This is a genomic window from Brevibacillus sp. HB2.2 (genome assembly GCF_013284275.1).
Taxonomy (GTDB): Bacteria; Bacillota; Bacilli; order Brevibacillales; family Brevibacillaceae; genus Brevibacillus; species Brevibacillus brevis_D.
In genome coordinates this window covers 141,302-166,899 of sequence record NZ_JABSUV010000006.1, presented here as the reverse complement: position 1 = coordinate 166,899, position 25,598 = coordinate 141,302, and the positions used below count along the sequence as shown (strand labels likewise).

The window sequence follows — 25,598 nt, the reverse complement described above, 5'->3', positions numbered from 1 at the left end:
GGACAAATGGAGAAAAAAGTCGTGTTTATGTTCTCGGGTCAAGGGTCCCAATATTATCACATGGGTGAGACGCTCCTGGCTGAGGGAGATGTATTCGAAAAATGGATGACCCGGCTAGATCAAATTGCCGAACCGTTAGTTGGCCGATCCATCATGCAGTTGCTCTATGACCCTCTACATTCGAAAGCAGAACCTTTCGATAGAACGCTTTTTACTCATCCGGCTCTTTTTATGGTGCAGTACGCCTTGGCACAAGAGATGCTTCATCACGGGATCTTTCCTGATTATGTATTGGGTAGCAGCCTCGGGGAATTTGTCGCGGCCGCTGTCTCCAATATTATAGACCCGGAGCAGGCCCTCATTGCTGTCATCAAACAGGCTCAAATCTTTGAGATGAGTTGTGAAAGCGGGGGGATGCTGGCCGTATTGGATGATCCCCGCACCTTTCGGGACAACCCGCTCTTATATAACAACACCGAGCTGGCAGGAGTTAACTACGATGGGCATTTCGTGATCGCAGGCGGTAATGTGGTCTTGGACGGCATTCATACGCATTTGAGGGATAAGGGCATTGCTTCCGTTCGGCTTCCTGTCTCCTACGCGTTCCATTCTAGGGGAGTTGATCCAGCCGAAAACGCGTTTATCAGTCATCTTCGTACTTTATCGCTTCAGAAACCGGCCGTTCCTTTTTTGTCCGGCATGACTGGAGAATTGGTTGAAGCCTTGAGGCACGAATACTTCTGGGACGTGGTCAGGCAGCCGATGAGGTTTCGGGAAGCAGTAACTGCTATGGAGAGGGAACAGCCGGCCATTTATTTGGATTTGAGCCCTTCAGGGGTGCTCGCAAATTTCACGAAACGTCTCTTTAGGGACGATTCAAGCTCTGAAAGTGCCGGGCTTCTGACGGTATATGGTTTTGACTTTGAGAAAATGAATGAGCTCAAGCGAACGCTCGCACGACCAAATGACTCGATTACGGGAGGGAAAGACGAAACCATGATCGCATATCTTTTTCCAGGACAAGGCTCGCAGCACGTTGGCATGGGGGAGGGACTTTTTGATGAATTTCCGGATATAACTGCAAAGGCGGATGCCATTCTTGGTTATTCGGTAAAGGAGCTATGCCTGAACGATCCGAAGCATCAGCTGAGCAACACCGCTTTTACCCAACCGCTTTTATACACCGTCAATGCTCTAATGTATATGAAGAAAAGAAAGGAAACAGGCAGACGTCCCGACTTTGTAGCCGGTCATAGCTTGGGCGAGTATAACGCCCTGTTTGCAGCAGAGGTTTTCGATTTCGAAACCGGACTGCGTCTCGTTAAGAAGCGGGGCGAGCTGATGGCCCTGGCTACAGGCGGTGGAATGGCGGCAGTAATCGGCATGCAGGCGCAAGAGGTTGAAGACATGATTCGCCGGAATGGACACTTGGAAATCGACGTTGCCAATTATAATTCACCCGTGCAAACCGTCTTGTCGGGGCGTAAAGACCATATAATGGAGGCGCAGCGCATTTTTGAACAGGCAGGGGCAGGGATGTACATTCCGCTTAATGTCAGTGGCGCATTCCATTCCCGGTATATGAATGAAGCGAAGAAAGAATTCGAGCAATTTCTAAATAACTTTATCTTCAGGGAGCCTGTTATCCCTGTCATCGCAAACGTGTCTGCCCGTCCGTATCGGTTCAACGAAATCAAACGCAACTTGACTGAGCAAATTACAAGCTCCGTCAATTGGACGGACACCATTCGCTATTTAATGGGAAAAGAGGTAGATCTGTTCGAGGAGGTTGGGCCGAAGGATGTGCTTACAAAACTGACGGAGAAGATCCGGCAGTCGAGCTCTCCGTTATTCGTAGAGGAAGAAACGAGCACAAACGAACAAGTGGACGACCTGCCGTTCGTTGACAGGGAATCGGTCTCCATGCCCAGCGCCCGGAAGACGATCACTGCAGCTTCGCTTGGCAGCCCGGCGTTCAAGGAAAGGTATGGTTTGAAATATGCCTATGTTTTGGGCGCGATGTACAAGGGGATTTCCTCGGCTGAAATGGTTGTGAAAGCCGGAAAGGCCGGCATGCTCTGTTTCTTTGGCTCCGGAGGACTAAGGATTACGCAAATTGAGGAAGCGATTCGGGACATTCAGCGCCAATTACGAGGCGGCGAGCCCTATGGAATGAATTTTCTTCACCATCCGGATAACCAAGCTCTCGAAGAAGCGGTTGCTGATCTTTACTTGAAGTACGGCATAACCGTAATAGAGGCTTCTTCCTTCATTACGATGACTCCCGCGCTCATTAAATATCGGGCGAAGGGACTGACTAGAAGAGCGGACGGAACGGTGGAGATTCGAAACAAAATTATCTCCAAGGTTTCCAGACCCGAGGTCGCATCCAACTTCCTAAGGCCAGCACCGGAGCGGATCATTGAGAGGCTTGTTCAAGAAGGTAAAATCACGCAGGAAGAAGGCCGTTTGCTGCAAATGGTACCAGTTGCCGACGATCTGTGCGTCGAAGCGGATTCGGGCGGACATACCGATCAAGGCAGCGCGTATGTGCTCATGCCGACATTGATCAGGCTGCGTGACGATATGGTACGCGAACATGGTTATACGAACGAGATTTCCGTAGGTGCTGCCGGAGGGATCGGAACTCCTGAGGCTGCGGCTGCCGCGATATTGCTAGGTGCGGATTTCCTTGTGACCGGTTCCATTAACCAATGCACGGTGGAGGCTGCGACTAGTGATGCTGCTAAAGACCTTTTGCAGCAGGCGAATGTGCAGGATACCGATTATGCGCCGGCGGGCGATATGTTTGAAATCGGCGCCAAGATACAGGTTTTAAAGAAGGGCCTGTTTTTCCCCGCAAGAGCGAATAAATTGTATGATCTGTACCGGCATTTCAACGCCTTGGAAGAAATAGACGAGCCGACAAGGGAGCGTCTTCAGGATAAGTTTTTCCATCGTTCCTTTGAAGAAATCTATCAGGAAGTTATAGCACACAAATCTCCTGCCGAAATCGAGAAGGCGGAGCGTAATCCGAAGCATAAAATGGCCCTTATATTCAAGTGGTATTTCTCCTATTCGACGCGGTTGGCGATGACGGGCAGCAAGGAACATAAGGTAGATTACCAAATTCATTGCGGTCCTGCGCTCGGAGCATTCAACCAATGGGTGCTGGGCACGGAGCTGGAGCATTGGAGAAACCGTCATATCGATCAGATTGGAGAGATGCTGCTGAATGAAACGGCAGCCCTGTTGAACCACCGAATTTCCGAATTGGTTGGCAATTGACTGAGAAGGAGAACGTTATGGTTGATATAGCAATCATCGGGATGTCCTGCAGACTACCTGGGGCGCGGAATTATCATGAATACTGGTCCAATCTGATCGAGGGTCGTTCATCCATCCGGGAAATTCCCAAGGAGCGGTGGGACTGGAGAGATTATTGGGGAGATCCGAAAGTTGAATATGCGAAGACCAACAGCAAATGGGGCGGCTTTATTGACGATGTAGACGCTTTTGATGCCGCGTTCTTCGGTATATCGGCCAGAGAGGCGGAGGTGATGGACCCGCAGCAGCGGATGATGCTTGAGCTTGCCTGGTCGTGTCTTGAAGATGCCGGGATCGTCCCGTCAGCGTTATCGGGCAGCAAGACAGGGGTCTATATCGGCGTGTTCAACTTGGATTACAAGGAACTGCAGGAGAGGCCCTCTAGCCTTATTGAAGCTCATTATTCGACGGGAACCGCAGCAGCTGTTATCGCGAATCGCATATCCCATTTTATGAATCTGAGAGGGCCCAGCCTTTCAGTGGACACCTCATGTTCAAGTTCGCTGCAAGCGATTCATTTAGCGGCCCAATCGTTACAGACAGGTGAATGCAGCATGGCTTTGGCGGGTGGCGTCAGTCTGATCCTGACTCCGACCCGCCATATTTCATTTTCCAGAACAGGCATGCTGTCACCTACGGGCTCCTGTAAAACGTTTGATGATAACGCGGATGGCTATGTCCGCAGTGAAGGCGCCGGTCTTATTTTGCTTAAGCCCTTGGCACTGGCGGAAAAAGACGGCGATTTAATCCATGGCGTCATTAAAGGGAGCGCTGTGAATCATGTCGGTAAGACACACACCTTAACTTATCCGAATGCACAGGCGCAGGCTGAAGTCATCGAGGAGGCGTTCCACAAAGCGGGTCTAACACCGGATCAGGTGAATTATATGGAGGCACACGGCACAGGAACGCCTAAAGGCGATCCGATTGAGTTTCAGGGTCTTACGCTTGCGTTTCAAAAACTCGAAGCAGAGATGGATAAGCCGCTTAGTCATCGTTATTGCGGCATCGGTTCAGCCAAAACAAATATCGGGCATGCCGAATCCGCAGCAGGCATCGCGGGCGTGATTAAAGTGCTGCTTTCCATGAAGCACCGAACACTCCCCGGATTACAAAATTTCAAAACGTTGAACCATCGGGTTGAATTAACCGAGACTCCTTTCTATATGGTGGACCGGCCGCGGGAATGGGAGCCGCTTCTGGATCATAATCAACAGCCACTTCCGAGAAGAGCCGGCGTAAGCTCGTTTGGCTTCGGTGGTACGAACGGGCATGTGCTGATCGAGGAAGCGCCGCAGAGGCCGTCTCACAAGATGGTACAGCATGGATTGCCGTGCCATCTATTTTGTTTTTCCGCGAAGTCTGAAAAATCGCTCCTTCTATCGCTAGAGACGTTAGTTGCATGGTTGGACAGCGAGGGAAGCGAGTGTGAAGCCGCGGACCTTAGTGCAGCCTTGCTACTGCGCAAGCAGCATTTTGGCATTCGTACCGCTATCGCGGCTCAAAGTGTGGAGGAGCTTAAAGGACGTTTAAAGGAGCTGTTGTCCGACCGGAAAGAAGCACAGCAATTTTTGAAGCAGGAAGCTTCAAAATTAGAAAAGACCAAAACTGCGCTTTTTCAAGAGCTGGCAGGCCTACTGATCCGGGAGCTCCGCGAATGTGTAAATGATACGCAAAAGTATCGGGAGAAAATATCGGCTTTGGCAGAGCTGTACGTAAAGGGCTATGACTTCGATGCATGGGTACTCTTTGAAGGAATGGACCTGAACAGACTTCGACTGCCTACCTATGCTTTTACCAAAGAACGATACTGGATTACGGGCAATGCTTCAGAATCCGCCATTGTGCCGACGTCAGGCAGCGGAGGTGTAGGTGAGCTTCATCCTGTACTGCATCGGAACACATCGGACTTTGCCGGGGTTCGCTACAGTTCGGTTTTCACAGGAGAGGAATTTTTTCTCGCTCATCATGTCGTCGCCGGGAAGCGTGTATTGCCGGGTGTCGTTTACTTGGAAATGGTCCGCGAGGCGGCTGAACAGGCCGGCAGGAAATGGTTAGGCGAACGTAAGCGTATCGTGCTAAATCGGGTGGTGTGGTCGAAGCCTGTTATTGTGACGGATAGCTCTGTTGAGGTTCATGTGTCGCTTTCGGTTCAAAATGACGATAGCTGCAGCTTTCAAGTGTACAGCGTATCCGGTGAATCAGAGCAGGATCGTGTTCTTCATTGCGAAGGTCATGTCTCGTTTCGTTCGGCTGATCCGGCTTTCAGGAAACTGGAAATTCAAGATTTCTTAAACTCCGGGCGAACTCCCGTCCCATCGCTCGTCTGTTATGAACGTATGGGGGGGATGGGTCTTCATTATGGTCCGGCTCATCAAGGAATTGAGCAACTATATCAAATGGACGGCTTTATTGCTGCTAAGCTGTTGCTGCCGGAACCCATTTCCGATACGCGAAATCACTTTATTCTTCATCCGAGCTTGATGGACGCCGCTCTGCAGACGGCGGTTTACGGTTATTCAAATGCCAGACAAACGGCGGTTGGTGAAAGCGGCAATCCCTTGCTGCCTTTTACGCTGCGGGAGCTCGAAATTATACGTCCGTGCGCTTTTGCTACTTGGGCGATTGTAAGCGAGGAAGAAGCGGAAGACAGCAAAATGACGAAACGTCTCCGTATTGATGTATGCGATGAGGACGGCAGCGTCTGTGTGAGTATCAAGGGCTTCGTCCTAAGGCCGCTGGAGGGCGGGTTCGCCGACGGCGTCTCAGATCCTGCAAAACCAGAGGCGTCAAAGGCGTATGCAGGATTAATGGTACCGCTATGGGACCCGATCACACCGGCAGCGCGTAAAACAGATGTTCCGAACATACGAACCGTAATAGCCGGGGGTTCGGCAGCGAGCCGTGACAAGATATGGCGGGTTATTCCAAATGCGCAGGATGTACAGCTACAGGTGGAGGATGACCTGGAAGTATTGGCACGAAAGCTGGAGAAATGCGGCGAGATCGGCCATTTTGTTTGGATTGCGCCTGACGATTCGATAGAGTCAGCGGAATCGGATGCGATGCTTGCGGCGCAGCATGAAGGCGTGCTATTCCTGTTTCGGATCATCAAAGTGCTTCTGCTGCTTGGATATGGCGCAAAGCCGTTAAAGTGGAGCGTCATCACATTTCAAACGGTGCAGGTATTCCGGAAAGAAACGATTCGGCCCGCTCATGCAAGCCTGCATGGGCTTATCGGCTCGATGGCCAAGGAATATCCGAACTGGTCAGTTAGCTTTGCCGATTTGGAGCGGGAAGATGCTTGGCCGATTGAAGAGTTGATCGCATTGCCGCCTGATGAGCGGGGCGACGTGTGGGCATACCGGTCCAAGGAGTGGTACCGGCAGAAAATGATCCCGGCGCAGATCCCCAAACCCGAAGGTACAGCCTATCGGAAGGGAGGGGTCTATGCGGTAATCGGCGGAACCGGCGGAATCGGAGAAGCATGGAGCGAATATATGATTCGCCAGTATCAGGCGAACATCGTCTGGATTGGCCGACGGGAGATTGATTCCGGTATTCAGGAGAAGATCGATCGGCTGTCAAAACTGGGGCCGTCTCCGTGCTACATCCAAGCAGACGCAAAGGACGGGAAGGCGCTGGAACTGGCGTACGAGAGTATAAAATCTAGCTACGGACGGATCCATGGTGTCATTCACTCGGCAATTGTGCTTTTGGATCAAAGTTTGGCGAATATGTCGGAGGAACGGTTCGCAGCGGGATTGACGGCAAAGGTGGACGTGAGCGTAAGGATTGCACAGGTATTCGGAAGGGAACCATTGGATTTCGTCCTGTTCTTCTCTTCCATGAACTCTTTTGCAAAACCCGGAGGTCAGAGCAATTATGCGGCAGGGTGCACCTTCAAAGATGCATTCGCACAGCGTCTGGCGATGGAATGGCCATGCAAAGTGAAGGTCATAAACTGGGGCTACTGGGGAGGCACAGGCATCGTTTCCTCGGAACATTACCGAAAGCGCATGGCACAAGCAGGGGTTGACTCCATCGAGCCGGAAGAAGCGATGGACGCACTGGAGACGCTCCTTACCGGGCCGTTTGACCAAATGATGCTAATCAAAACAACAAAGTCTTATCCGCTCATTGATATGAAGCATGATGAATGGATTTCAAACTATCCGGAACAGCTCTCGTCCAATATCCAACGGCTGATAACGGAGCGAAAGAGGCGCAGTGCTTCGGAGCAGGAGTATCCTGTAGCAGCTTCTTCGGTATCGGCCGATGAGACAGCCGATCCTGTGCTGACGTATTTATCCGGTTTAGCCGCAGAATGGCTTCAAGTGGATTTCGGTGAAATGGATGTGGATACTCGGTTGGAGGAATACGGGGTCGATGCGGTCGTTCTTAACGAAATGCTCTTGTCCGTAAATCAGCAGTATCATATCGATTTGCAGCCGGCCGAGCTGTCTGCTCAAGCATCGCTGCGTCAGATCAGTTCATGTGTGCGTGAGGGAATAAGAATCGGCGCTGACAAGAGCGATGCATAACAAAAGAAAGGATGGCCTGCTAATGTCGGGATTTAAGGTTGGAAGTCTGCAAATGAAGTGGAACGATCCGCTTCTTTGCCGGCTACTCTGGGGTCAACTGCAATCGATTGGCATGTTTAGGGAACGAAATACGACAATGGATGCGCTAAAAGCAGCTGCCGGCTTGCGCGGGATATATGATAGATGGCTGGAAGAAAGTGTCACTGTACTTGCGCGGCACGGTTATCTCGAGGTTAGCGGCGGCAATATCGATGTTTACGATACATCGCTTGTCCAAATCGAGACCATCTGGGCAGAATGGGACCGACAAAAAACGGAGTGGCTCGCCGACCCGAATCTTAAAGCGCAGGTCGTCTTGGCCGAAGCCGTGCTTAAGGCGCTGCCGGAGATTATTACGGGCAAAATTCCTGCAACCGACGTTATATTCCCTCAAGCTTCCATGGCGCTGACGGAGGGGATTTACAAGAACAATCTGGCCGCGGATTACTTCAATGAAGTGATCGCAGACCTCGTGGTCGATTATGTACAAGAACGAAAGCGTCAGGACGCATCGGTGCGCATCCGGATTTTAGAGATCGGCGCCGGTACGGGCGGAACGAGCGCGATGGTCTTTCGCAAGCTGAAACCGTATCAGGCGAATGTTGAGGAATACTGCTACACAGATCTGTCCCGCGCTTTTTTTATGCACGCCGAGAAAGAATACGGGCCTGACAATCCGTATTTGACCTGTCAAATATTCGATCTGGAGAAACCACTTGCGGAGCAGCGCATAGAGCCGGGAGCCTATGAGCTGGTGATTGCGACGAATGTTCTCCATGCTACAAAGCAGATCAGGCAAACATTGCGCAATGCTAAAGCTGCGCTTAAAAAGAATGGACTGCTTCTTCTCAATGAATTAAATGACAACTCCCTGTTCTCCCATCTTACCTTCGGATTTCTGGAAGGCTGGTGGATGTATGAGGATGCAGAGCTCCGAATACCCGGCTGTCCCGGCTTGTACCCCGAGACATGGAAGCGGGTGCTGGAGGCGGAGGGCTTTCGGCATGTATTTTTCCCTGCTGAAGCCAGACATGAATGGGGGCAGCAAATTGTCATTGCAGAGAGCGACGGCATCGTTCGACAGCTTGAAAAACGTCCGGCCTCTGCCGGTGCTGCAGAGCCTACGAGATCCCGGGCTTCGTCTTCAGAACGCTTGGATCGGATCGAAACGCAGCACGGTTACCCAGCACAGCCTGCCAAGGTAGAAGCGGCGAGCGTTCAGGACATCGACCGACACGCGATATCGGAAATGATTCGAGTGGTTATTCGGGAGAAACTGGCCGAATCGTTGAAGGTGAGTGCCGATATTATCCAAGACGATGAATCGTTTGCCGATTACGGCGTCGACTCCATCCTTGGCATTCATCTGGTGCGTATACTGAACGAGGCGCTAAAGGTGGAGCTGGAAACGACGAGTCTGTTCGACTACTCCTCCGTAGACGAATTGACTGCACACATCCAGTCGACTTATATGGACGTTTTTATACATAAAAATGTGCTTGAACCAAAAGCAGAAACAGAAGCAGGAGCAGCTAATGTCGCAACTGGCAGCGTCGTAATCGAAACTGAGGAGCGAGAAAAGGAGATTGCTCGTGACCCGATGACAGCGGAGGGCATTGCGATTATCGGGATGAGCGGACGGTTTGCCGGCTCAGAAACGACGGACGAGCTGTGGCAGCATATCGCAAACGGCCATAATTTGGTAGGCCCGATCACCCGCTGGGATCTTTCTTCCCACCTGGCCTGGAGCGGCTCGGATGCTTGCCGCGACGGCAGCTTTTTGGACCAGATCGACCGGTTTGATCCAATGTTCTTTAATATTTCGGGACTGGAAGCATCTTATATGGACCCTCAGCAAAGGCTGTTTCTCGAAGAAGCGTGGAAAACGCTTGAGGATGCGGGCTACGCGGGATCGGCAGCTTCAAGCCGGCAATGCGGGGTCTATGTCGGATGCTGTGGAAGCGATTACCATGAATTATTCGGTAATCAACCCCCGGCTCAATCGTTTTGGGGGAACGCCATATCCGTAATCCCATCCCGTATCGCATACTTTCTTAATTTGCAGGGGCCAGCGGTTACGATTGACACGGCTTGTTCCAGCTCGCTGACGGCTATTCATTTGGCTTGCCAAGCGCTTTGGTCCAATGAGGTCGAAATGGCATTGGCAGGCGGTGTTTTCGTGCAAGCGACGACTCGATTTTATGAAAACGCCATTCGAGCCGGTATGCTCTCGCCGAGTGGCCGCTGCTATACGTTCGATGAACGGGCGGACGGCTTTGTACCCGGCGAAGGGGTTGGTGTCGTGATGCTGAAGCGGCTGAAGGACGCATTGGCAGACGGTGACCATATTTATGGTGTCATCCGGGGCTCCGGAATTAATCAGGATGGGACGACCAACGGGATTACAGCGCCAAGCGCCAAATCCCAGGAACGACTGGAGCGTCAAGTGTATGACCGCTTCCAGCTCGATCCGCAGGGGATCCAATTGATGGAGGCGCATGGAACGGGAACAAGACTGGGCGATCCGATCGAGTTTCAGGCCTTAACGCGTGCGTTCCGGCATTATACGGATAAGGAGCATTATTGCGCTCTTGGTTCGATCAAAACGAATATCGGCCATTCAGTCGGCGCTGCCGGAGTAGCTGGCGTTATGAAAATATTGCTTGCTTTGAAGCATAAGCAGCTGCCGCCGTCGCTGCACGCAGAGCGCATCAATTCGAATATCCGCCTGGAAGGCAGTCCGTTTTTCATCAACAAGTCCATTCGGGCTTGGGAGACGGAGCCCGGCACGCCGCGCCGCGCTGCTGTCAGCTCGTTTGGCTTCAGTGGAACGAACGCCCATGTGGTCATTGAGGAGGCACCACCGCATATCGGACGCAGTAAGCGGCAGCGCTCTCTCTACTTGATTGTACTGTCGGCCCGGACTGGTGAGCAGCTACGCAGGCAAGCGGAACGGCTCGCTGCATTTTGCAGGCGGGAGAACGGCAGTGTATTCATCGGGGATATGAGCTTAACGCTTCTTCTCGGACGGAGACATTTTGCCGACCGTCTCGCCTTCCTGGCCAGGGATACGGAGGAGCTTTTTCTCCGTCTTGAAACTTGGCTGATGAATGGAGAAGGTCCGGGTATCTATGGATCTGATGCCCTTACGAAAGAGCAACGGGAGAAGCCAGATCTGAAAGAGTATGGCAATGAATGTATAAACATTTGCGCAGCGGCCGACCAAGATGCCAAGTTTATCGAGAGTCTGACTGCCGTGGCAGACTTATACAGCCAAGGCTATTCCTTGAACTATGAACAATTGTTCGATGGGTGCAGTTATAACAGAGTGTCTCTTCCGACCTACCCCTTTGCCGATGAGCGGTATTGGGTAAACGAGGGCGAGAGCAGTCCACGTGCAGGAGCACAGGAAGCTTTGCAATCCTCGGAGGCTTTCCATCCGTTGCTGCATCGGAATGTCTCTACGTTTGCCGAACAACGGTTTACGTCGATCTTTACTGGCAAAGAGTTTTTCTTGGAAGACCATGTGGTGCACGGGCAGCGAGTGCTGCCGGGAGTTACCTATTTAGAGATGGCAAGGGCGGCCGTTCAGTCTGCCGTAAGTGATGGGGAATACAGCGGGAAGAAGATCCGGCTTAAAAATGTGATATGGGCTAAGCCCATTATGGCAGGGGCTGCAGCCGTTTCGGCCGAAATTACGCTGACACCGTCAACCGACGGCGATATTGCTTTTCGGGTATACGGTCCGGCAGAAGCCGAAACCAAAACCGTCTTATGCAGTGAGGGCTCCGTATGCCTGGAGGAGCCAGGTGAGCAGCCGCGCATTCCGATCGAACGGCTGCTGAAGGAATGTGCTACACGTTCGATCAGTCGGACGGAATGCTACGAGACATTTAATAGGATCGGTGTCAATTATGGTCCTTCTCATCAGGTCATGGACATTCTGCTCACCGGACAGGGCAAGGCGCTTGCGAAGCTGGTGCTTCCCGAATCCTTAGCTGCGTCTGTGCAAAGTTTTGCGCTGCACCCGAGCTTGCTGGACGGCGCGCTGCAGGCAGCTTCATGCCTGCTGCTCGGACTCGATACGGAAGTCGGCTACCAACCAGGTATCTCTCCGCCGCTTCCTTTTGCGCTACAGGAGATGGAGCTGCTGAATGAATGCTTGCCTGTTATGTGGGCTTATGCCCGCTTCAGCAGCGGCAGCGGTCGACACAATCAGCTTCCAAGCCTTGACATCGATCTGCTGGACGAGCAGGGGAATATTTGCGTACGAATGAAGGGCTATTGCGCCAGAGCGATGGAGGCGGGTGCTAGGCAAGAGGATGTCCTCTTTATGGTTCCGGAATGGAGGGACAAAGCTCCGCAGCCTGGAATTGCGAATTCGCCGGTAACCGAGCATACCGTGATCCTGTGCGAACCCTCTCCCATGCTGCAAGCATCGGTGGAAAGCGCGTTTCCCGGTGTCCGTTGCTTGGTGCTGACGGCTGAAGAGGCCGCCATGGAGCAGAGATTCAGCCGCTTCGCGCAGAGGATCTTCGAAGAGACCCAGCGCTTACTGCGCCAAGTAACAGGAAGAGGCGTCATACAGATCGTTTATACCCCCGGTAGCGGTCGCGAGCTGTTAGCGGGACTGCGCGGGCTGCTAAAAACGATGCGTCTGGAAAACCCGCATATGTCTGGACATTTGATGGAAATTTCGCAAGACGAAACAGCGTACGCAATCGTGCAAAAGCTTCGCGATAATCTCGATCATCCGGAGGATACGCATATCGGCTATCAAGGTTCCCGCCGTATGGTGATGACACTCAAAAGGCGGGCTCCCGGAGAGGGAACGAACTCCCGGTTCTGGAAGGACGATGGCGTTTATCTCATTACGGGCGGAGCAGGCGGACTGGGTATCATTTTTGCGAAGGAAATCGCCCGAGCCGTACGCAGAGCGACGATCATTCTGACCGGCCGAGCACAGTGCGATCCATATAAGCTATACGAGATCAAAAATTCAGTTTCGGGAAACGCCGACATTGTATACAAGCAAGCCGATATGACACGGATGGAAGAGGTAAAGCGGCTGGTTCACGCTATTGAGACGGAATACGGCGGTTTGAACGGGGTCTTTCACAGCGCGGGCGTGCATGCGGATAATTATTTACTTCGCAAAAGCAAGGACGAATGGAATACGGTATTGGCTCCTAAGGTTTCGGGGCTCGTCCACCTGGATGAAGTAACGAAGCATATCCCTTTGGATGTATTCGTCATGTTTTCATCTGTGGTTGCTTGGCTCGGTAATTCCGGGCAGGCGGACTATAGCACGGCGAACGCGTTTATGGACGCGTATGCCGCTTTCCGCAGCAGGCTTGTCGCGGAGGGCCAAAGAAAAGGCCATACTTGTTCCATTAACTGGCCGTTATGGCAAGAAGGCGGCATGCGGGCAGGCGAGCATGCGGAGCGTGAGCTCGCCAAGGCGATCGGATTGATACCGATGTCCACCGAAGCCGGAATCCGTGCCTTCGATCAGGCGATGTCAATCGGTTCGCCGAACGTGATCGTCGCGGCCGGAAGCGCTAATCGATTGGAGCAAGCCCTGACAGGGGATATCCGAGTATCGTCGGATGACGTGCAGCAGTACGAATCGGCAACGGACACCCTTTCGACCGAAGTGGAAGAACGTGTCCTCCTAAAAGTGAGGGAGATCGTTTCCTCCGTCATCCGGCTGCCTCTGCATCGGGTGGAAGCGGATGCGCACATGATGACGTTCGGGCTGGATTCCATTATCGTCATGCAATTGACGGGACAGCTCGAGCGTCTATTCGGTTCCTTGCCGAAAACGCTGTTTTTTGAATATCAAAATCTGCGTGACTTGGCGAAGTTTTTCATACAGCGGCACGAATCACGGTGTGCGCAATTATTCGGCGATCGTCCTCAGCTGAAGGTGCTGGAGGAAGATGCGCGTATGCCGGAGCATTCTGCCACGAGGCAAACGGTACTTTTACAAGAGAAGGAAAGCGAGGATGCCGCTCCTAAGCAGCGTAGTCTTCCCGGCAGCGCTCCCCTTGATATCGCGATAATTGGTGTTGCCGGCAGATATCCGGGTGCGAGAAATATGGATGAGTTTTGGGAGCTGCTGCAAGAGGGCGTCGATTGCGTGACAGAAATTCCGAAGGAACGATGGGATCATACCCCTTATTTCCATCCTGCCAAAGGAACGTCCGGCAAAACAAATGGCAAGTGGGGCGGGTTTCTGGAGGGCGTCGATCAGTTTGACCCGTTGTTTTTTAATATTTCGCCGCGTGAAGCGGAGCTTATGGATCCTCAGGAGCGGCTTTTTTTGCAGTGTGTCTATGAAACAATCGAGGATGCTGGCTACACTCGGGACAGTCTTGTCGGAAGAAAAGGGGACGGTGCCGGTTCCAGTTCCAGTGTAGGGGTATTCGCAGGCGTCATGTACGAGGAGTACCAGCTTTACGGAGTTCAGGAGACGATGAACGGTAATCCGGTCGCGCTGAGCGGAAGCCCGGCGTCGATTGCAAATCGGGTATCTTATGTTTGTAATTTTCACGGTCCGAGCGTTGCTGTTGATACGATGTGCTCGTCCTCGCTGACGGCCATCCATTTTGCATGTCACAGCCTGCAAAGGGGAGAGTGCGATGCAGCCATTGCCGGTGGCGTAAACGTCTCGCTGCATCCGAACAAATATCTGTTGCTTGGCCAAGGCAATTTCCTGTCCACCAAAGGCCGGTGCGAAAGCTTTGGAGCCGACGGAGACGGCTATGTCCCAGGGGAAGGCGTTGGAGCCGTCCTGTTGAAGCCGCTTGCGAAGGCCATCGCCGACGGTGACCAGATTTATGGCGTCATTAAGGGGACATCTATTAATCACGGCGGGAGAACGAACGGTTATTATGTTCCGAATCCGAATGCGCAGGCTTCCGCAATTGCGCGCGCGTTGAAGGAGTCCGGTATTAACGCAAGGTCAATCAGCTATGTAGAGGCCCATGGTACAGGCACATCTCTTGGCGATCCGATTGAAATTGCCGGGCTTTCTAAAGCGTTTGAAGCTTATACCGAGGACAAGCAATATTGTGCAATCGGTTCCGTCAAATCGAATATCGGTCACTGTGAAAGTGCCGCAGGCATAGCGGGCCTGACCAAGGTGCTGCTGCAGCTCAAGCACCAGAAGCTGGTACCGTCGCTGCATGCCGACACGTCCAACCCATTTATCGATTTTCCTACTACGCCATTTCAGGTTCAGCGGGAGCTAGGGGAGTGGGAGCGTCCGGTGATGGTGCTTGATGGGAAAATCGCGGAGCAGCCGAGAATGGCCGGCCTTTCCTCATTTGGAGCAGGCGGTGCGAACGCTCATCTCATCGTTGCCGAGTATATTCCGGATCGTAAGGGTGCCGTGCATGCGCCAAAAGCTCAGCGAGAATGCATGATCGTGCTCTCCGCCAGAAGTGAAGACCAATTAAAAGAACGGGCTCGTCGTCTGCTGCAGGCAGTTAATAAAGACCTTGAAAATGACGATTCTTTCCTGATTAACATGTCTTACACACTCCAGGTAGGCCGAGAGGCGATGGAAGAGCGTATGGCCATCGTCGTAAGAACAATCGAGGAGCTGCGGGCAAAGCTTATCCAATATGTGGATGGGCAGCTAGGAATTCCGGATTTGTACAGAGGATCGGTAAAACAGAACAGGGAAACTGTTGCGCTTATTGCGGCGGACGAAGATATGATGAAAGCAGTCGGGACCTGGATGACCAAAGGTAAATACGCGAAGTTCCTGGATCTATGGGTAAAAGGGCTGGATATCGACTGGAGCAGTCTCTATGAAGAAGGAGATAAGCCGGAGAGGGTCAGTCTGCCCACCTATCCGTTCGCACAGGAGCGTTACTGGCTGCCGTCGGTATCGTCTACGGATGAACCAGGGGAGTTCCACTCTTTAGAACGACCTACTTCCGAGCCCGCTCTTGAGCCTGATGAGAAGGCAAAGGTTATTTCTGCTGAGGAATTTAGATCTCCGCTTGCACATAACGGATTGCTCGTGCCTGTGTGGGACCCTGCACCATCGCCAGTAAGAAATGTGGCTGATCGGAAACCGTATGGCCGCACAGTTATTATTGGCGGTACGGCCGCAAAGGTCGCCCAGATCAGGCGGCATGTGGAGGATGCATCGGATGTGCAGGTTTATGCGGGAGAGAACACGGCGGAATTGGCACGGAAGCTGGAACTGTCCGGTCCAATCGGGCATTTGATCTGGATTGCTCCGGATGATTCGATAGAAATAACACAATCGGAGGACATGTTGGAGGCGCAGCGTGAAGGGGTGCTGTTCCTGTTTCGGACCATAAAAGCCTTGTTGGCCCTTGGATATGGCATGAAACCGTTACGGTGGAGCATCATCACGGTTCGAACCGTCCAGGTTTACCGCGGCGAAGCGATTAAGCCTGCCCATGCAAGCCTCCACGGGCTAATCGGCTCAATGGCCAAGGAATATCCGAACTGGTCCGTTTGTCTTGTGGACATGGAGACGGATAACAGCTGGCCGCTCGAGGAACTGTTCGCACTCCCGCCGGATGCGCGGGGCGATGGATGGGCGTATCGGTCCGGGGAATGGTACCGGCAGAGACTGATGCCAGTGCGCATGACCAAGACTACAGCTACCGTATACAAGAAGGGTGGCGTCTATGTAGTCATCGGCGGTACGGGCGGCATCGGAGAAGTGTGGAGCGAATATATGATTCGGCGTTATCAGGCGAACATCGTTTGGATCGGGCGACGGGGGAAGGATACCGGCATACAGACCAAGATCGATCGGCTGGCGGAGCTTGGACCGGCTCCACGCTATATCCAAGCGGATGCGACTGACGGGAAGGCGATGGAGCGGGCGTATGAGGAAATAAGAAACCGATACGGACGCATCCACGGACTGGTCCACTCGGCCATCGTACTGCTGGATCAAAGCCTGGCGAACATGGAAGAGGAGCGGTTCGTTGCGGGATTGCGTCCGAAGACAGATGTGAGCGTACGAATGGCACAAATATTCGGTCATGAAAAGCTGGACTTTGTCCTGTTCTTTTCATCAATGAACGCGTTTCTAAAGCAAGAGGGGCAGAGCAACTATGCGGCAGGCTGCACGTTCAAGGATGCGTTCGCGCAGCGTCTGGCGACGGAGTGGCCATGCGCCGTGAAGATCATAAACTGGGGCTATTGGGGCAGCACGGGGGCTGTGTCGTCAGAACAGTACCGCCGGAGAATGGCGCAAGCAGGCATTGTCTCTATTGAACCGGGCGAGGCGATGGACGCGCTGGAATCGTTGCTTGCCGGACCTTTCGATCAGCTTGCCCTGATGAAAACGGCGGCAGGTAATGAAATGTTTGGCCAGCCGATCACCGATGAGCTGGAAGCTTATCTGGAAGAGGACAGCCTGTCTTTCGAGGATATCGTCAATCATCTTCGTTTGCCCGCGGTTCCGAAGGCTGAAGCTTCGGACTTGCTTAGAGCGGGAGAGTCTGTGGACCGGCTTGGAAATTCCCTGCTACGGGCGGCAGCGAGCATATTGAATGTGCAAGCGGAAGAAATCGAAGCGGACATCCCATTCTATGAGTATGGATTCGACCCTGTTAAGCTGGCCGAATTTTCCCGGTGGATATCCGATCACTATAAGCTTGCTATGACAAGCGATACGCTCCTTCAACAGGCAACGCTTGGACAGTTGGAGGCCTTCCTTGCGGAGCAGATCGGATAAACAAATAGATTCGGAAAAAATCGGAGATGGAGGCTTCTGTATGAGGGAAATGGAAGAACTGCTAAGCCGGCTGCTATGGCAGCAGCTTCGAACCATGGGGGAATTTGCGGAAGCCGGTTCTATTACGTCCGCATCAATGGCAGCAGCAGGAATAGACGGTAAATATGAGCGCTGGTTTGAGCATACCCTGGCCGTTCTGACAGAATACGGGTGGCTGAGGATGAAGGATACGGCTTATTTTGCTAACGATCGAAGCACCGGGCTGGAAACCGCATGGAGCGAGTGGAATAACCGCAAACAGGCCTGGCTGGAAGATTCGAGCTTGCGCGCGCGGGTCACCTTGCTTGATGCGGTGCTTCAGCGGCTCCCGGACATCTTAACAGGCAAGCTGCCGGCTACAGATGTCCTTTTTCCTAACTCCTCCATGGAATTGGTTGAAGGTATTTATAAAGACAATGAGATTGCGGATTACTTTAATGAGGGAATGGCTAATGCGGTTGTTGCCTATATCGAAGCAAGTTTGAAACAAAATCCGCATGCGCGGTTTCGATTGCTGGAAATCGGTGCGGGCACAGGCGGGACGAGCGCCATGGTGATCCGTAAACTTACGCCCTATCAGGACCTGATAACGGAATATAAGTATACGGACATTTCGCAGGGATTTCTTCGGCATGCCGAAGCCGTCTTTGGAACGAAGGCGCCATACTTGACCTGCCAGCTCTATCATGTCGAGAAGCCTTGCGCCGAGCAGCAAATTCAAACAGGCGTCTACGATCTTGTGCTTGCGTCAAATGTGCTTCACGCGACGGCTAATATTCGGTCAACCCTCAGAAACGCCAAGACGCTGCTGAAAAAAAACGGTCTGCTGCTCATCAATGAGATCAGCGGCAATTCGCTGTTTGCCCATCTGACATTCGGGCTGCTGCAAGGCTGGTGGCTATATGAGGATCATATGCTTCGGATCCCGGGCTGTCCAGGTCTCTACCCGGACACCTGGAGAAGGGTTCTGAGTCGAGAAGGTTTTCAGCACGTGATGTTCCCCGTTAAGGAAGCTCATGCGCTGGGGCAGCAGATCATTATTGCCCAAAGCGACGGTATCGTTCGCCAAGCGCGAATCAGCGAAGCTAATGCTGCATGGATGGAGGTAGCGACCAGTTCTGCTTCCACTACGGTGAAGAAGACGGAGAAAGACTCTGTCTCGGTACATGAAGTAATGGATGAAGGACAAGTTAAACGCCGTATCCGGAGTATATTAATGGAAAACTTGTCCGTATCGCTAAAGCTCGACAAACAGCGCATCGATATGGATGAATCGTTCTCCGATTACGGTTTGGATTCCATTACAGGGGTTCAATTCGTTAAGCAGATCAACAAAGTCTTGGGGACCGCCTTATCCACGACGATTTTGTTCGATTACAGCTCGATCCGGAAATTGACCGATTATTTGTGGAGTGCGTTCGGTCCGGTTATTACGACTCAATGGGCAGAAATAGATGGCAACGTACCTTCCGTGCCCTCTGATAAGGAGGCAGGCCAACGAAAGCCGCCCGTGCAGCAAGAGAAGAAAACCGTTTCCTCCGATGGGACGGACCCGTTGGGAGAGGTCTTTTATAAAGAGCCGATCGCCATCATCGGCATGAGTGGTAAATTTGCCAAATCGGATACACTCGAAGAATTGTGGAAGCACTTGGAAAATGGCGACGACCTCGTGGAGAAGGTAACACGTTGGGACTTGTCTTCTTATATGGAGAACGATTCTTTCTGCAATTTCGGCAGCTTCATCGAAGGCGTCGATCTTTTTGACCCGTTATTTTTTAACATCTCCCCAACGGAAGCTGCCTATATGGACCCGCAGCAAAGGCTTTTTCTGGAAGAGGCCTGGAAGGCGATGGAGCATGCCGGTTATGCCGGAAAGGGAATGGATGGACGAGCTTGCGGGATTTATGCCGGATTTAATATGAATTATTACGCCGAGCTGATCGAGGGCCGGCCTCCAGCGCAAGCGATGTGGGGGAACGCAGGGTCCGTCATTCCCGCACGTCTATCGTACTATCTCAATCTGCAGGGGCCTGCAGTAACGGTAGATACCGCGTGCTCCAGCTCGCTTGTGGCTATTCATCTGGCTTGTCAGAGCTTGTGGAGCAGGGAGACCGAGGCCGCCATTGCCGGAGGGGTGTTTCTTCAGCCTACGCCAGGCTTCTATATTAGCGCAACCCGGGCTGGAATGCTCTCCGCAGATGGACGATGCTATACATTCGACGACCGTGCCAACGGATTTGTTCCGGGTGAGGGTGTAGGTGTCGTTGTGTTGAAACGGCTGCAGGATGCGCTGAAAGACGGCGATTCTATCTATGGCGTCATTCGCGGTAGCGCCACGAATCAAGACGGGACAACAAATGGGATAACGGCACCAAGCGCGAGGTCTCAGGAAATGCTGCTGCGTCAGGTGTATGATTCATTCGGTCTTAACCCGGCGGACATTCAATTGGTCGAGGCGCATGGGACCGGAACCCGGTTGGGCGATCCGATCGAGTACCAAGCGCTCAGCCGGGCATTCCGTCAGCATACGAGCAAAACCGGATATTGCGCATTAGGTTCGATCAAAACGAATATCGGACATACGACAGCGGCAGCAGGAATTGCGGGCTTGCTGAAAATTTTGCTGGCCATGAAGCATCGGAAGCTGCCTCCTTCGCTGCATTTTCAATCGATAAATGGAAACATCGAGGCATCTGATAGTCCATTTTACATCAATACATCGCTGAAGAATTGGGAGGTTGAGGCAGGGGGGAAACGGCGAGCGGCCATCAGCGCATTCGGATTTAGCGGAACGAACGCCCATATGGTAATCGAGGAAGCTCCGGATATGGCGCCGCCGCGTACGCACAAGCCCGCCTACCTCATCGCACTGTCGGCGCGGACAGCCGGACAACTGCGCAGGCAAGCGGAACAAATGATAGCCTACGTCAAAGGCGAACCGAATGTCGATCTTGGACATGTAAGCTTTACGCTTCTTCTGGGCCGAAAGCACTTTCCGCACAGGCTCGCCTGCCTCGTGCAGAACGCCGGACAATTGGCGGAGCGGTTGACCGCATGGCTGGAGAACGGGCAAGCCGAAGACCTGTTTCAATCCGATCCCGGAGCACAGCTGCCTCTAGAGGAGCTCCCGAGCGATCATTACGGCTATGCCTGTATGGATGCGTGTGCGCGGGAAACCGAGCGAATGAACTATTTGGAACGGATTGCGTCGATTTTGGAGCTGTATACGCAAGGCTATGAGATGTCATTCGACCGTTTATTCGCGGATGGCCGTTATATCAGGCTGGCGCTTCCTGTTTATCCGTTTGCGCGGGAACGTTATTGGGTGCCTGAATCCACCGCAAGGCCAGCTGTCCGGACAAAACCACCGGAGGGCGCCGATCTGCATCCGCTGCTTCACCGTAAAATACCGGTGTTTGAAGGAACAGGATTTCGCTCCACGTTCACTGGCCACGAGTTTTTTCTGGCGGATCACGTCATTATGGGACGATCGTTATTACCGGGTGTAGCCTTTCTGGAGATGGCCAGAGCCGCTGTCGGGATGGCATTTGGATCAAGCGGCGGAGACTATGAAATCAGGCTGAAGGATCTGTTCTGGACCCGGCCCTATAGTGTGGACGGTCCGCATACGGAGCTTGAAATTCATATGGAAACCGGAGATAACGGTACCATTGAGTATGGGATATACGCCACAGCAGCTGACAAGGACGAAGCGGTACGTTGCCACCAAGGCAAAGCCGCGGTCGTACCGTTTTCTCGCGTGGAGAATGTAACCCTGGACGCAATCCGGCAGAAGTGCGGCTTGGCGATGCTGGATGCACAGCAGTGTTATACGGCTTTCAGGCAGATCGGCATGCATTACGGTCCGACCTTCCAATGCATCGAACGTCTATATATCGGCGAGGAACAATCGCTGGCCAAGCTTCGGCTGCCGGTTGCCGCCCAGGAAACGGTCAGTCAATACGGGCTTCATCCCGGCATGCTGGATGCAGCGCTTCAAGCGGCGGGTGTCGTAGCTACGGCGGACCTCGCGGACAGAAGCCGCGTTCTTGACCGGATTAAATCGGTCATTCCTTTTGCCCTTAAGGAGCTTCGTGTTTATAAGAGCTGTACATCGGACATGTGGGCCCATATAAGACGGAGCGCGAATGCGCCGTTCGATGAACGGACCCGGCAGACCGACATTGATTTGTGCGATGAACAAGGGAACGTTTGTGCACGGCTTATTGGTCTAGCATTCCGGGAGCCCAAATTGGAAGACGTAGCAGCCGAACAAGAAAATGAAACACTCTTGTGGGAGCCGGTATGGGTAGAAAAGGAGGCCGTCCGTGAAGACGACTCCGAAACGACACGGCGGCATATCGTCTTCCTATGCGAACCGAATGAATCGGTCGTCAACTTCGTACAATCGGAAGCTGGCCGCATGACCCGATATGTGACGCTTAGCGCAGGTCGTGTAGCGGAAATAACGGAGCGTTACGAGACCTACGCCGTTCAAATGATGGAAGAACTCAAATATATCCATTCGGAAGGCGTTCACGGGGAGACGCTGATCCAGATTGCTTCGTTCAGTTCGGAAAGCGATTGGCTGTTCCGGGGTCTGACCGGATTGCTTCGGACGGCATGTCTGGAGTATTCCGGTTTCATCGGGCAGTACATCGAGCTGGAACAAAATGTTCGAGCAGAGGACTTAATTCGGAAGCTTCTCGAGAACAAGAGCTGCCCGGAAGACTTTATGATTCGTTATCGCAAGGGTGTTCGACAGGTTCAGCATTGGGTTGAACGAGAGGAGATCCCTTCGGCGGCTGACATTCCGTGGAAGCATGAGGGCGTTTATTTCATTACAGGCGGTGCCGGCGGTCTGGGCTATGCACTTGCCCAGGAGATCGCAGGGAAAGTCGCATCTCCGACGCTTGTGCTTGCCGGGAGAACGCCGGCCAGTGCAGCGATCCACGAGAAGCTTGCTGCGTTAGGAAGGTTAGGCGCACAAGCAGTATACATGCAGATGGATGTATCCGATAAGGAGCAGACCGTTGCCGTCATCCAAGCCGTCAGGTCCAAGTACGGTCGGCTGAATGGAATCATTCATGCCGCAGGCTTGCTGAGAGACAGTCTTCTAATTCATAAAACCAAGACTCAGGTTGCTGATGTCATGGGTGCAAAGGTAAAGGGAGTTGTCCATTTGGATGACGCAACCCGGGAGCTGGAAGTCGACTGGGTGCTTGTATTCTCCGCTGCAGCGGCTGTGCTCGGCAATTACGGACAAGCCGATTACGCTGCGGCGAACGGCTTTATGGATGCCTACGCAGCATATCGAAACGGACAATCATCCGCTGGCGGCCGTAAAGGCAGAATGCTCTCCATTAACTGGCCATTATGGCAGGATGGCGGGATGCGAGTTACCCGGGAAACCGAGCAGAGCCTAAGAGACAGGATCGGTATGGCTCCCATGAAGGCAATGGACGGTATGCAGGCTTTGTACCGGGCATTTGGCACCGACCAGGATCAACTGCTTTTCATGCATGGCGATCCGGAACGGTTAAGGGCCTACATCCGTTTGGTGAACCGTCCTGCCCGTCCAAAGAAACCGAAAGCTCATCATCATGGAGCGGTGCCCCAGGACGAATTAACGGTATGGGTTAAACAGCAGCTGGCCGGTATTATCGGAATATCTGCAGACGATATTCACTCCGATACGGCATTCGATAAATACGGCATGGATTCCATCATGCAGTTGGATCTGATCCGCGAGCTGGAGAAACTGACCGGAGAGTTGCCCAAAACGCTCCTTTTTGAACATAACACTGTTCGTGAGGCAGCTGCTTATTTGGCCGATCATTATGCGGAACAGATTCGAAAATCATGGCAGGTGAATGTTATGGAGCAGCCTCCAGCCCCGCATATTTCCGTAACGCCACCTTTAGGCCCGGTTTCTGTCCGTGAAGCGTTTGTCGAAACGCAACAGCAGGATGTGAATTCGAGTGCCTTGAAGCAGGATGGTATCGCCATAATCGGGGTAGCGGGTAGATACCCGAAAGCCAATCAATTGGAGGAGCTGTGGGAGCGGCTCAGGTCGGGAGAGAACTGCATCACGGAAGCGCCTGCTGACCGATGGTTCAAAACGTTACTTCGGGGGTCGTCGGTCAAAGAAACCGAACAGAAGTCCCCGTATTACGGCGGGTTTTTGGATGCAGTCGATCGCTTCGACCATCGGTTGTTTGAAATGGATGCCGAAGAAGCCCGGGATCTTCCTCCGGAAGCACGGCTCTTCCTCGAGACGGTCTGGGAAACGTTCGAGAGCGCAGGTTATTCCAAATCGGCGATACAGCATTGGCAGAACCGGGATCAGGCTGGTATCGGCGTGTTTGCTGGAACGATGTATAGCCAATATGGCTGGCAGATGCCGTCGTTGGAGCAGGCGGCGCTTCACTCGAATCGGACCGATTGGCAAATCGCAAACCGGACATCGCATTTCTTCAACCTGACAGGTCCTAGCTTAACAGTGAATACCGCCTGCAGTAGTTCGCTTACCGCGATACATCTCGCTTGCGAAAGCCTAAGGCAAAACGGGTGTTCCATGGCTGTTGCCGGCGGAGTTAACCTGACGCTTGACGTGTCCAAATACGAGGCGCTGGAGCAGGTCAATTTTCTCGCGACTGGCGGCAAAAGTAAATCGTTCGGCGACGGTGACGGTTATGTTCCCGGAGAAGGCGTCGGGGCAGTGCTACTCAAACCGCTTTCGCTGGCTGAACGTGACGGAGACCAGATCCTCGGGGTCATCACGTATAGTGGCGTTAATCATGGCGGCGGACGGCAAAAATATAGCGTCCCCGATCCGAAGCAGCAGGCACAGCTTATGGAATCGGCAATCAAGCGTTCGGGGGTTGATCCCGAATCGATTACCTACGTAGAGTGCGCGGCTAACGGTTCGCCGCTGGGCGATTCCATCGAGGTCGCGGCTTTACGCAGCGCTTTCTCGCGATTTACCAGTAAGCAGCAATATTGTGCCATCGGCTCAGTCAAATCTAACATCGGGCATCTTGAAGCGGCTTCCGGCATCTCGCAGCTCAGTAAAGTGCTGTTGCAATTGAAATACCGCATGCTCGTTCCATCGATTCATGCTGACGTGCGCAATCCGAATCTTAAATTGGAAGGCACGCCTTTTTACTTGCAGGAGAAATTCGAGCCCTGGAAGCAGAAGGTTGACCCGTCAAATGGGAACCTGCTCCCACGCAGGAGTATGATCAATTCGTTCGGTGCTGGCGGTTCATATGCCGTGCTTATCGTTGAAGAGTATATCGGTCCGCACATCCGGACAGAAATTGGGGCGGATGCGGCTATTGACCCGCCGTCAGAGTATCTGGCCGTTTGGTCGGCCAAAACCGAATATAGCTTACGAAGCTATACGGATCGTATGCTACGACTGCTAAGAAAGGAACGCAATCTCTCGGCAGAAGCGCTTTCGGACTCGCTGATTCGGATTAACCACGATTTGGAATACCGTTTGGCTATCATTTATCGTTCAGTTGACGATCTTCGACTGAAGCTGGAAGCGCTGAGAGCAGGGGAAGAAGTGCGTGACCCGGATATATTCATCTCGCCAAATTGCAGGCCGGGTAAATCTGTACATGCGGTAAACACGAAACGGCAGGACCATGCTGGACAGCTGTACCGGATTGCTCTTCACTGGGTTCAAGGACGATCCGTGGATTTGGAAAGCCTAACGCATCACCCAGCAGCGGGAACAGTGAATCTTCCCCATTACGCATTCGATTATGGAACGGATGATGGCGAAGCCTCCGTCCATGGAAGCGGGGAAACCCAGCTGCGCGTTATATTGGAGAGAGTTTCGCGCGGCGAAATGTCCAAGAGCGAGGCTATGCAGTACTTTTTCGATATCGAGGTGTAAG

General features: G+C 52.8%; 4 protein-coding genes. All 4 read left to right on the top strand.

The window, feature by feature from the left end:
• Positions 1-6 precede the first annotated feature (6 nt).
• From fabD to HP401_RS06370, 4 genes are read left to right on the top strand one after another with little or no spacing between them, the layout of a single operon-like run.
• Positions 7-3,288 (top strand): ACP S-malonyltransferase, encoded by a 3,282-nt coding sequence (gene fabD / locus HP401_RS06385; RefSeq protein ID WP_173604470.1) that lies wholly within the window; start codon positions 7-9, stop codon positions 3,286-3,288.
• Between the two features lie 17 nt (positions 3,289-3,305).
• Positions 3,306-7,871, top strand: a complete 4,566-nt coding sequence (locus tag HP401_RS06380; protein ID WP_173604469.1) for a type I polyketide synthase — start codon at positions 3,306-3,308, stop codon at positions 7,869-7,871.
• A 22-nt stretch (positions 7,872-7,893) separates the two neighbouring features.
• Positions 7,894-17,649, top strand: coding sequence for an SDR family NAD(P)-dependent oxidoreductase (locus HP401_RS06375; protein ID WP_173604468.1), 9,756 nt, complete (start codon positions 7,894-7,896; stop codon positions 17,647-17,649).
• A 40-nt stretch (positions 17,650-17,689) separates the two neighbouring features.
• Positions 17,690-25,597 (top strand): SDR family NAD(P)-dependent oxidoreductase, encoded by a 7,908-nt coding sequence (locus HP401_RS06370; protein ID WP_173604467.1) that lies wholly within the window; start codon positions 17,690-17,692, stop codon positions 25,595-25,597.
• The last annotated feature ends 1 nt before the right edge of the window (position 25,598 follow it).